Source organism: Mycobacterium sp. 852002-40037_SCH5390672 (assembly GCF_001665875.1).
GTDB lineage: Bacteria > Actinomycetota > Actinomycetes > Mycobacteriales > Mycobacteriaceae > Mycobacterium.
In genome coordinates this window covers 1-10788 of sequence record NZ_LZTA01000009.1, presented here as the reverse complement: position 1 = coordinate 10788, position 10788 = coordinate 1, and the positions used below count along the sequence as shown (strand labels likewise).

Annotated in this window: 7 protein-coding genes and 1 pseudogene; 4 read left to right on the top strand and 4 right to left on the bottom strand. The window is 67.9% G+C overall.

Translation table 11 applies throughout. The features are described 5' to 3' along the window. The first annotated feature begins 37 nt into the window (after positions 1 to 37). The 3 genes from A5782_RS02810 (at position 38) to A5782_RS02800 (ending at position 6879) form a co-directional block, all read left to right on the top strand. Positions 38 to 793 (top strand): hypothetical protein, encoded by a 756-nt coding sequence (locus tag A5782_RS02810; protein ID WP_231986577.1) that lies wholly within the window; start codon positions 38 to 40, stop codon positions 791 to 793. Positions 794 to 883: 90 nt separating this feature from the next. Then, complete coding sequence (locus A5782_RS02805) at positions 884 to 4222, top strand: DUF2126 domain-containing protein (RefSeq protein ID WP_067094841.1); 3339 nt, start codon at positions 884 to 886, stop codon at positions 4220 to 4222. Continuing rightward, positions 4222 to 6879, top strand: a complete 2658-nt coding sequence (locus tag A5782_RS02800) for a circularly permuted type 2 ATP-grasp protein (protein ID WP_067094838.1) — start codon at positions 4222 to 4224, stop codon at positions 6877 to 6879. Before A5782_RS02805 ends, A5782_RS02800 begins: the two co-directional genes overlap by 1 nt. A gap of 21 nt (positions 6880 to 6900) precedes the next feature. On the opposite strand, the gene A5782_RS02795 is transcribed toward A5782_RS02800, so the two are convergent. From A5782_RS02795 to A5782_RS02785, 3 genes are read right to left on the bottom strand one after another with little or no spacing between them, the layout of a single operon-like run. Continuing rightward, the gene (locus tag A5782_RS02795) at positions 6901 to 7581 is read right to left on the bottom strand and encodes a DUF6629 family protein (protein WP_067094836.1); all 681 of its coding nucleotides are present in this window, start codon (positions 7579 to 7581) and stop codon (positions 6901 to 6903) included. 57 nt (positions 7582 to 7638) lie between these two features. Next, positions 7639 to 8694 carry a putative zinc-binding metallopeptidase gene (locus A5782_RS02790; RefSeq protein ID WP_067094833.1) on the bottom strand — a complete coding sequence of 352 codons (1056 nt, stop codon included), beginning with the start codon at positions 8692 to 8694 and terminating at the stop codon, positions 7639 to 7641. After that, entirely contained in the window at positions 8687 to 9628 is a 942-nt protein-coding gene (locus tag A5782_RS02785) for a transglutaminase family protein (RefSeq protein ID WP_082942752.1), read from the bottom strand. The genes A5782_RS02790 and A5782_RS02785 overlap by 8 nt, the downstream gene beginning before the upstream one ends. A gap of 128 nt (positions 9629 to 9756) precedes the next feature. Here A5782_RS02785 and A5782_RS02780 point away from each other — a divergent pair, with 128 nt between their 5' ends. Beyond that, complete coding sequence (locus A5782_RS02780; RefSeq protein WP_067094827.1) at positions 9757 to 10146, top strand: MmcQ/YjbR family DNA-binding protein; 390 nt, start codon at positions 9757 to 9759, stop codon at positions 10144 to 10146. A 4-nt stretch (positions 10147 to 10150) separates the two neighbouring features. Here the strand turns inward: A5782_RS02780 and A5782_RS02775 are convergent. After that, positions 10151 to 10788: pseudogene (locus A5782_RS02775) on the bottom strand (aromatic acid exporter family protein); the annotation flags it as partial.

Sequence of the window (10788 nt, the reverse complement as noted above, 5' to 3'; positions counted from 1 at the left end):
CGTCGGCAGCGTCAGATGTGTATAAGAGACAGACGGCGTGCCACCCAAGCCCGCATTCAGCGTGGGTGACGCCTTCGGCTGGGCGTGGAACGCGTTCACCAAAAACCTTGTGGCACTGATTGTTCCGGCTGTTGCCTACTGGTTGCTGTTCAGCCTTGGCTCAGTCCTGATCGGCCTGAGCCAAAACATGGGCACCACGACGAGCGGCTCCGACGACGACTACTTCACCTTCACCGCGAACCTGAACGGCGGCGGGCTGGCCCTGCTCATTCTTGGTTACCTAGTCGCATATCTCCTAGGAGCGTTCGCCCAATCCGCGTTCCTGTCCGGTTGCCTGGAGCTGGCCGACGGACGCCCGGTCACCATCGGCTCCTTCTTCAGGCCCCGCAACTTCGCGATGGCGTTTGTCGCCGCGCTGATCGTCGGTGTTCTCACCTCGATCGGCTTTTCCCTCTGCTTCATCCCAGGACTAATCCTGAGCTTCTTCTTACAGTTCACGATCCTGTTCGTCGTCGATCGCTCGGAATCGGCGATCAAGGGCGTCACCTCCAGCTTCTCGCTCGTCGGATCGAACTTTGCCAACGCGCTGCTGTTGTGGCTCGTGCTGGTGGCTGTGGCCGTCGTCGGTTTCCTGGCGTTTGTCGTCGGCCTGCTGGTGGCGGCGCCCCTCGATGCGCTCATCCTGACCTACGCCTACCGCAAGCTCTCCGGCGGGCACGTCGTCCCGGTGGAGCACGCGGGATACCAGGCGGGTCCGCCACCGAACACACCGCCGGGACCCGCACCGGCCTGACGCTGCGCCCAGGTTTGTCGTATTACGGCGCGGTAAGCCGCAATTGCGGTGCGCTGCGCCGTGTCGCCGCGTGTGATGGGATCAGCGATTATGAGCATCAAAGTTGCGCTGGAGCACCGCACCAGCTACACCTTTGACCGGCTGGTCCGGGTGTATCCGCACGTCGTGCGGTTGCGCCCGGCGCCCCACACCCGCACGCCCATCGACGCGTACTCGCTGCGTATCGAGCCCGACGAGCACTTCATCAACTGGCAACAGGACGCGGTGGGCAATTTCCTTGCCCGGCTGGTGTTTCCAAACCCGATGCAACGGCTGAGCATCACCGTCGGGCTGATCGCCGACCTAAAGGTGATCAACCCGTTCGACTTCTTCATCGAGGACTGGGCCGAAAGGTGGGCTCCCGGCAAGGGACGGGCCGGGCTGAGTTATCCCAAAGAGCTGGCCGAAGACTTGAGGCCCTACCTGCGGCCCGTCGACGAGGAGGGTCCGGACTCCAGCGGCTCGGGTCCGGGCGAGCTGGCGCGGGCCTGGCTGAGTAATTTCTCGGTGCCCGACGGCACTCGCACCATCGACATGCTGGTCGAGCTCAACCGTGCGATCAACGCCGACGTCGCGTACAGCCTGCGGATGGAACCCGGCGTGCAGACGCCGGATTACACGCTGCGCACCGGCGTCGGTTCCTGTCGCGACTCGGCCTGGCTGCTGGTGTCGATCCTGCGTCAGATGGGGCTGGCCGCCCGCTTCGTGTCGGGCTACCTGGTGCAGCTCGCCTCCGACGTCGCGGCGCTCGACGGGCCGTCGGGACCCGCCGCCGACTTCACCGACCTGCACGCCTGGACCGAGGTGTACATCCCCGGCGCGGGCTGGATCGGGCTCGACCCGACCTCGGGGCTGTTCGCCGGCGAGGGCCACATCCCCCTGGCGGCCACACCGCACCCGACGTCCGCGGCACCCATCAGCGGGGGCACCGAACCCTGCACATCGATGCTGGAGTTCTCCAACACCGTCACCCGGGTCCACGAGGATCCCCGCGTCACACTGCCGTACACCGACGATGCGTGGCGGGCGATTTTCGAGCTGGGTCGGCACGTCGACGAGCGACTGACCGCGGCCGACGTCCGACTGACCATCGGGGGTGAGCCGACTTTCGTGTCGGTGGACAATCAGGTCGCCGAAGAATGGACCACGGCTGCGGACGGTCCGCACAAGCGGTCGCGCGCCTCCGACCTGGCGGCCCGGCTGAAATCCGTATGGGCGCCCAACGGCGTGATCCAACGTGGGCAGGGCCGTTGGTATCCGGGAGAACGGTTGCCGCGCTGGCAGATTGCGTTGCATTGGCGCACCGACGGGCGTCCGCTGTGGACCGACGCGACGCTGCTGGCCGATCCCTGGGGCGGCGAGCCGGCGAGACCGGCCGACAGCGACGCGGCCTACCGGGTGCTCGCCGGCATCGCCGATGGCCTGGGCTTGCCGGTCTCGCAGGTGCGGCCGGCCTACGAGGACGCACTACATCGACTGGCGGTCAAAGTCCTTGAGCCCGAGGGGTTTCCGGTGGAACCCGCCGATGACCTCGAAGCCGATTCCCCTGCGGACCGGGCCGCGCTGCTGGCTCGTCTGGACGAAACCATCACGGCCCCAACGGCGTTCGTGCTTCCACTACACCGACGCGACGATGACATGGGGTGGGCAAGCTCCGACTGGCGGCTGCGCCGCGGTCGGATAGTGTTGCTGCCCGGTGATTCTCCGGCGGGTCTTCGGCTGCCACTGGATTCCATCAGTTGGGAACCGCCGCGCCCGTCGTTCGACGCCGACCCGCTGGGCGTCGGCCCCGAGCTGACCGAACCCGATGGGCGCGAGGCCGTTCTGGTGGGCCCCGACGGGGCGCCACCGACCGCGATGGTCACCGAAATTCGCGACGGGCTGCTCTACCTCTTCCTGCCGCCCACCGCGGCGCTCGAGCATTACGTCGACCTCATCACCCGCATCGAGGCGGCGGCGGCGAAGGCCGACTGCCCGCTGGTGATCGAGGGTTACGATCCCCCGCCGGACCCGCGGCTGCGCTCGACCACGATCACCCCGGACCCCGGAGTCATCGAAGTCAACGTCGCGCCCACCGCCAGTTTCGCCGAACAGCATCAACAACTGGAAACGCTGTACGCGCAAGCCCGGCTGGCCCGCCTGTCCACCGAGTCCTTCGACGTCGACGGCACGCACGGCGGCACCGGTGGCGGCAACCACATCACGCTGGGCGGCGTGACGCCCGCGGACTCGCCGCTGCTGCGCCGTCCCGACCTGCTGGTCTCGCTGCTGACGTACTGGCAGCGCCACCCGTCGCTGTCCTACCTGTTCGCCGGCCGGTTCGTCGGCACCACGTCGCAGGCGCCGCGGGTCGACGAGGGCCGCGCCGAAGCGCTCTACGAGCTCGAGATCGCGTTCGCCGAGATCGCCCGGCTGGGTGGCGGTGGCGCCACCAAGCCGTGGGTGATCGACCGCGCGCTGCGCCACCTGCTCACCGACATCACCGGCAACACGCATCGCGCCGAGTTCTGCATCGACAAGCTCTACAGCCCCGACAGCGCCCGCGGCCGCCTCGGCCTGCTGGAGCTGCGGGGCTTCGAGATGCCGCCGCACGTGCGCATGGCCATGGTGCAATCGCTGCTGGTGCGCTCGCTGGTCGCCTGGTTTTGGGACCAACCCCTGCGCGCGCCGCTGATCCGCCACGGGGCCAACCTGCACGGTCGATACCTGCTGCCGCACTTCCTGATTCACGACATCGCCGACGTCGCCGCCGATCTGCGCGCACACGGTATCGCGTTCGAGACCAGCTGGCTGGATCCGTTCACCGAGTTCCGGTTCCCGCGCATCGGGACCGCGGTGTTCGACGGCGTGGAGATCGAGCTGCGCGGCGCCATCGAGCCGTGGACCACTCTGGGTGAGGAATCCACCGCCACCGGCACCGCCCGCTATGTGGACTCCTCGGTCGAACGCATCCAGGTCCGCATCATCGGGGCCGACCGTCACCGCTACGTGGTGACGGTCAACGGCTACCCGGTGCCTTTACTGGCCACCGACAATCCCGGCATCCACGTGGGCGGAGTGCGGTTCAAGGCCTGGCAACCGCCCAGCGCGCTGCACCCGACCATCTCGGCCGACGGGCCATTGCAGTTCGAGCTGATCGACCTGACCACCGGAACGTCGCGCGGGGGCTGCACGTACCACGTCGCCCATCCCGGTGGGCGGTCCTACGACACACCGCCCGTCAACGCCGTGGAGGCCGAGGCGCGCCGCAGCCGCCGCTTCGAGGCAACCGGCTTCACCTCGGGCAAACTCGACCTATCCGCCATCCGGGAGAAGCAGGCCCGGATCTCCACCGATATCGGCGCGCCGGGCATCCTCGACCTGCGCCGCGTGCGTACCGTTGCGCAGTAATGGCGCTTGCGGACATGACATTCGGCACCGGTGCACCCGCAGCGGCCGGCACCGTGCGCTATGACGCCGACCGCCTGCTGGCCGGCTATCGTGCCGCGCGGGCCCAGGAAGCCCTCTTCGATCTGCGGCACGGCCCGGCAAGCGGCTACGACGAATTCGTCGACCGGGACGGCAACGTGCGTCCCGCGTGGGCCGAGCTGGCCGATGCCATCGCCGAGCGGGGCCGCGCCGGGCTGGACCGGCTGCGCTCGGTGGTGCACGGCCTCATCGACAACGACGGCATCACCTACACCGACGTCGAGCCGGGCGGTCGCGGGCAGGAGCCGCGGCCCTGGCAGCTGGACACCCTGCCGATCGTGCTGTCGGCGGCCGACTGGGAGGTGCTCGAGGCCGGCCTGCTGCAGCGATCGCGCGTGCTCGACGCCGTGCTGGCCGACCTGTACGGACCGCGCAGCCTGCTCACCGGAGGCGTCCTGCCCCCGGAGCTGGTGTTCGGCCATCCCGGTTACATGCGCGCGGCCAATGGAATCGAAATACCTGGCCGCCGCCAGCTTTTCATGCACGCCTGCGACGTCAGCCGACGGCCGGACGGCGCCTTCGTCGTCAATGGCGACCGCACCCAGGCGCCCTCGGGCGCCGGGTATGCGCTGGCCGACCGGCGCGTGGTCGCGCACTCCATTCCCGACTTGTACGAACGAATCGCGCCGCGGCCCACGACGCCGTTCGCCCAGGCGCTGCGGCTGGCGCTGATCGATGCGGCACCCGACGACGCCCAGGATCCCGTGGTGGTGGTGCTGTCCCCGGGTATCTACTCCGAGACGGCGTTCGACCAGGCTTATCTGGCTACGCTGCTGGGTTTTCCGATGGTGGAAAGCGCCGACCTGGTGGTGCGCGACGGCATGTTGTGGATGCGCTCGCTGGGCACCCTGAAACGCGTCGACGTCGTGCTGCGCCGGGTCGACGCCGACTATACGGATCCGCTTGATCTGCGCGCCGACTCCCGGATCGGGGTGGCCGGTTTGGTGGAGGCGCAGCACCGCGGGACGGTGACCGTCGTCAACACGCTGGGCAGCGGAATCCTGGAAAACCCTGGGCTGCTGCGCTTCCTGCCCCAGATGGCCGAGCACCTGCTGTCCGAAACCCTGCAGCTGCCCACCGCGCAGGTCTACTGGGGCGGCATCGCCAGTGAACGCTCGCACCTGCTGGCGAACCTGTCGTCGTTACTGGTGAAGTCCACCGTCGGCGAGAAAACCCTTGTCGGACCCACACTTTCGTCACACCAGCTGACGCAGTTGGCGGCCCGTATCGAACAGATGCCGTGGCAGTGGGCGGGTCAGGAGCTGCCGCAGTTCTCGTCCGCGCCGACCGACCACGCCGGTGTGTTGTCGTCGGCGGGCGTCGGCATCCGGTTGTTCACCGTTGCCCAACGTGGCGGTTACGCGCCGATGATCGGCGGCATCGGTTACGTGCTGGCACCCGGATCCGCTGCGTATACATTGAAAACGATTGCGGCGAAAGATGTTTGGGTGCGCCCCACCGAGCGCGCGCGAGCCGAGACGATCAGCCTCCCCACACCGGAGCCGCCGGCCAAGACGGCCGCGGGCACCTGGGGCGTCAGCTCCCCGCGCGTGCTGTCCGACCTGTTCTGGATCGGCCGCTACGGCGAGCGCGCGGAAAGCATGGCGCGGCTGCTCATCGTCACCCGCGACCGGTTCCACGTCTACCGCCACCACCAGCACAGCGAGGAAAGCGAATGCGTGCCGGTGCTGATGGCCGCGCTGGGCCGTATCACCGGAACCGACATCGCGGCCGACAGCGACGGCGACCACGCCGAGATGATCGCCATCGCGCCCTCCACTCTGTGGTCACTCACCGTTGATCCGCACCGGGCCGGCTCCCTGGTCCAATCGGTGGAAGGTTTGGCGCTGGCCGCGCGGGCGGTGCGCGATCAGATGTCCAACGACACCTGGATGGTGCTGGCCGCGGTAGAGCGCGCACTGGCGCTGGAAAGCGAACCGCCGGAATCACTTTCGGAAGCCGATGCCTTGCTCACCGGAGCGCAGGCCCAGACGCTGGCCGGCATGCTGACCCTGTCGGGGGTGGCCAACGAGTCGATGGTGCGCGACGTCGGCTGGACGATGATGGACATCGGCAAGCGGATCGAACGCGGGCTGTGGCTGACGGCGTTGTTGCAGGCCACGCTGACCGTCGGCCGCGGCGCCGCGGCCGAACAGACCGTCATCGAGTCCACTTTGGTGGCGTGCGAGTCCTCGGTCATCTACCGGCGCCGCACGGTGGGCAAGATCAGCGTGGCCGCGATGGCCGAACTGATGCTGTTCGACGCGCAGAACCCGCGGTCGTTGCTGTACCAGGTGGAACGGCTGCGAACCAACCTCAAGGACCTGCCCGGCTCGTCGGGGTCGTCGCGCCCGGAACGGCTGGTGGACGAGATCGGCACCCTGCTGCGGCGCTCCCATCCCGCCGAGCTCGAACGGGTCAGCAGCGGCGGACGGCGTGCCCAGTTGGCTAAGCTGCTCGGTTCGGTGCATGGCGAGCTGCGCAACCTGGCCGAGGTCATCACCACCACCCAGCTGGCGTTGCCCGGTGGCATGCAACCGCTTTGGGGTCCCGACGAACGACGGGTGATGCCTGCCTAACTCGTTCTCTCCCCACATTTTTCAGGCGTTCGACGTCGCCCGATCCGCGGCGACGCCGTGGTAGCGGTGTGGATCGGGCAGTCGCCGACGCCGCACCATGTGCACCAGCGCCAGGACCGACAGCGCGGCGGCGTAGATGCACCACAGTGAAGCGAACGCGTGCACGTAGAGGACAGCGACCACGGTCAGCCCCACCAGGTTCGCCAACCCGAACACCACAATGGAGCGATAGCCCGACATCAATGCCGGCCCGATGACGGCGATGACGTAGAGCACCGCCCACACGTAGCCGTGGTGAACGCCGGTCTGGTATTGCAGCGCATGGGGGCCCTTCGTCACGGCGATCGGTTCGGTGAGCACGACGACAGCCAGATAGGCCGACACTACGGTGCCGAGCACCGCGAAAGGCGCCACCCGTAGCCGGGCACCGCGCGGTTCCAGCATCAAGATCGCCCACGGGACCAGCACGGGAAGCAGCGGCAGTGCGATGAAGACATATGCACGCGTCGCCAAGTGGGCCATCCCGGGCGGGACAACGCCGTTGGGCCACACGGCCGCCTCGATGAACTGGTGGACTGCGAACACCGTCGGCAGCAGAGCAAACGGCATTTCGCGCCAGTGCTTCACCTCTCTCAGGGTCGCCACGGCGACCGGCACGAGGGCGGTGCCCACCACCAGGTCCGCCGTGATCGAGAAGCACATCGCCGCAGTGTTCCCCCTTGTGCCGCTGTCAATCGCGGCTGCGGTCCCGAGCGCGGTTCAGCCGGCCACCGAGGCGGGCCCGCGGGACTCCGAAGTCACCTCGTCGACCACGGTGTGGATGAACTTCATCTTCTCCAGCACCGGGATCGGCAGCACGAATGGGTACAGGTCGTCGTGCCCCATCGACCGGTTCACCATGTTCAGTGACCACGACAGCGGCAGCCACATATCGATGATCGTCTGAAAAGCGCTGGGACCCAGGGCCGGGCGGTCGAACGTCGCCGATGCCGGCGCCAGCCCGCACCACGCCGAGGTGTCCAAGGTATCGCGGATGTGCAGGTAGTGGGCGAACGTCTCGGCCCAGTCCTCGGCGGGATGCATGGTGGCATAGGACGACACGAAGTCCTCCTGCCAGCCCTCGGGGGCGCCCTCGTTGTAGTGGCGGTCGAGCGCCTCGGAGTAGTCGGCTTCGTGGTCGCCGAACAGCTCGTTGAACCGCTGCACGTAGTCGCTGAACGGTGCGATCAGCCGGTAGTAGTAGTAGTGCCCGATCTCGTGGCGGAAGTGGCCCAGCAGGGTCCGGTACGGCTCATCCATCTCGACGCGCAGCTGCTCGCGGTGCGCGTCGTCGCCCTCGGCCAAATCGATGGTAATGACCCCGTTTTCGTGTCCGGTCATCACCTTCTCGTGCGCACTGGACAGCAGCCGGAAGGCCAGCCCGTAATCGGGATCCCTATCCCGCCCGACGATGGGCAGCTTCAGCTCGTGCAGCTCGACGATCAACCTGCGTTTGGCCGCCTCGGCCCGGGCGAACTCGGCCATCCCGACGGTGTCGGCGTCGTTGGGCCGTTCGATCGTCAGCGCGCACGACGGGCACAGCAACCGGGGGGTGTTGATGGGGACCAGCCAATTGCATTCGGCGAGCAGTAAATTGGCGCACAGCTGATATTCGCCGGCGCTCACGACCCCGGCGTGCTCGGTGGCGTCGTCCTTTGAGATCACCAGCAGCGCCATCTGGTCGAGCGAAAACCCCAGCGCGCTGCCGCAATTGAGGCAGGTGGAATTCTCGAAGGTCAGCCGCTGGCCGCAGTTGGGGCAGGTGAAGTCACGCATACAGCACATCGCCTTCGAAGGGCACCACGTCGACGGCGACGTCGATCACGCTGCGCTCCGAGTTGGTGTAGATGATGCCGCGCAGCGGCGGGACGTCCGCGTAGTCACGGCCCCGGCCCACGACGATGTAGCGCTCGTCGACCATCTGGTCGTTGGTGGGATCCAGGCCCAGCCACTCGAATTGGCCGGCCTCCTGAGGGGTCCACACCGCCGCCCAGGCGTGGGTGGCGTCGATGCCGATCATCCGATCCTTTCCGGGTGGCGGATCGGTGGCCAGGTACCCGGATACATAACTGGCCGCCAAACCGTTGGCTCGCAGGCAGGCAATCGCCAGCCTGGCAAAGTCTTGACATACCCCTTCCCGGGCGGCCAGAACCTCATTGACTCCGGTGGAAATCGTCGTCGACCCCGACCGGTAGGTGAAGTCGGTGAAGATGCGTGACGCCAGTTCGCGCAGCACGTCGACCAACGGACGCCCCGGTGCGAAGGTGGGCGCCGCGTAGTCGCGGATTTCGTCGGTGATCTCGGGCGGATTCAAGTCCAGGGTGAACTCGGTCGCCAGCGCTCCGCCGGGCCCGGCGGGCCGGGCCGCCTCCCACGGCTGGACCGCCGGCCCGCCGGTGTACAGGCCCGGCCCGGGCGGATAGACGTCGACGATGGAATCGCTGGTCACCCTCAGTGCTCTGTGCGGCTCGGTCACGTGGAAATAGGAGCTGATGTTCCCGTAGCTGTCCTGGCTGGTGGAGCTGTCGGCGGCGGCCGGCTCGATGATCAGCTGATGCGCGATACAGCGCTGGCGCAGCGAGTCGCGCGGCGTGAGAAACCCCCTACCGTACGAGCTGGTCACTACGTCGGAGTAGCGGTACTCGGTGCGGTGGGTTACCCGATGGCGGTGGGCGGTCGCGGCCCCTGGTTCGCCTGGTTCTGCTGGCAAGCGCTTCCTCCTCCTCACCGCTGATCACATCACATGCCGGCCGGTCGCGTGGGGTCCGCGGAGCGCCCCGTCGTCCACCGTTTGCCGATCCGACGGCGCTCGCGCCAAAACGGGAGCACAATCGTGTTGTGGCCACGTGGGGCGACGTCGCCCGCATCGTTGGTGAGCTGGCACTCACCTCCGAGCCGTCACCGCACGACTGGCGGGTCGGCAAGAAATTGCTGGCCTGGGAGCGGCCGCTGCGGCCCTCCGAACGCGAAGCGCTGGCGCGCAACGGCCCCCACCCACCCCAGGGCGACATCCTCGGGGTTCGGGTATCCGACGAGGGTGTCAAGTTCGCGCTGATCGACGACGAGCCGGGGGTCTATTTCACCACCCCGCATTTTGACGGCTATCCCGCCGTGCTGGTCAACCTGGCCGAGATCGCGGTGCGCGACCTCGAAGAGTTGGTCACCGAAGCGTGGCTGACCCAGGCGCCGCGCAAATTGGTCCAGGAGTTCCTGGCCGACTCGCGCTGAAACGTCAGACGTTTCGCAGGTCGATGACCCGCTGCAGGTCGTCCACGCAGGCGCTGACGACGTCGGCGAAAATCACTTGCGTTTTCTCGCGCGCGCCGGACTGCAATTCCGCGGCGTGGTGGCGCGCCGAGGCCGTGTACGCGCAGGCGCCGGCGGGATCGGGGTCGGCGAGCGCGGTCGCCGCGGCGAGCACCACCAGCACCGTGTGCACGGGCTGCGGTAGGCGTTCGCGGCCGTTCTCCGTGGGCGAGACGGCGCGGGCCAGTTGCAGCACCGAACCGGCCAACAGGGCTACGTGCACGGCCTGGTGATCGGCGGCCTGGATGGCCACGCGCAGGCCCCATCGTCGCGGTGCGATGGTGACGACGTGGCGGGCGGTGGTGCGTGCCTCGAGCAGCCCGCTGAGCTGTTCGTGCACCCGGTCGACGGCCGTCAGCGGCCAGTCCGGCGGTGGCGCCTTGCGTCCGACTGCGACATCCGCGGCCCGCGTCAGCACGTCGTGCAGCACGCCCAGCACGCCGACGCGCGCGTTGCGCAGTACCGTGCGCGGATCGGCGGGGAACAGCAAGACGGCGAAGACGATGGCCACCGCCCCGCCGATCAGCGCGTCGAAGATGCGTTCCAAGCCGACGCCGCCGCGGT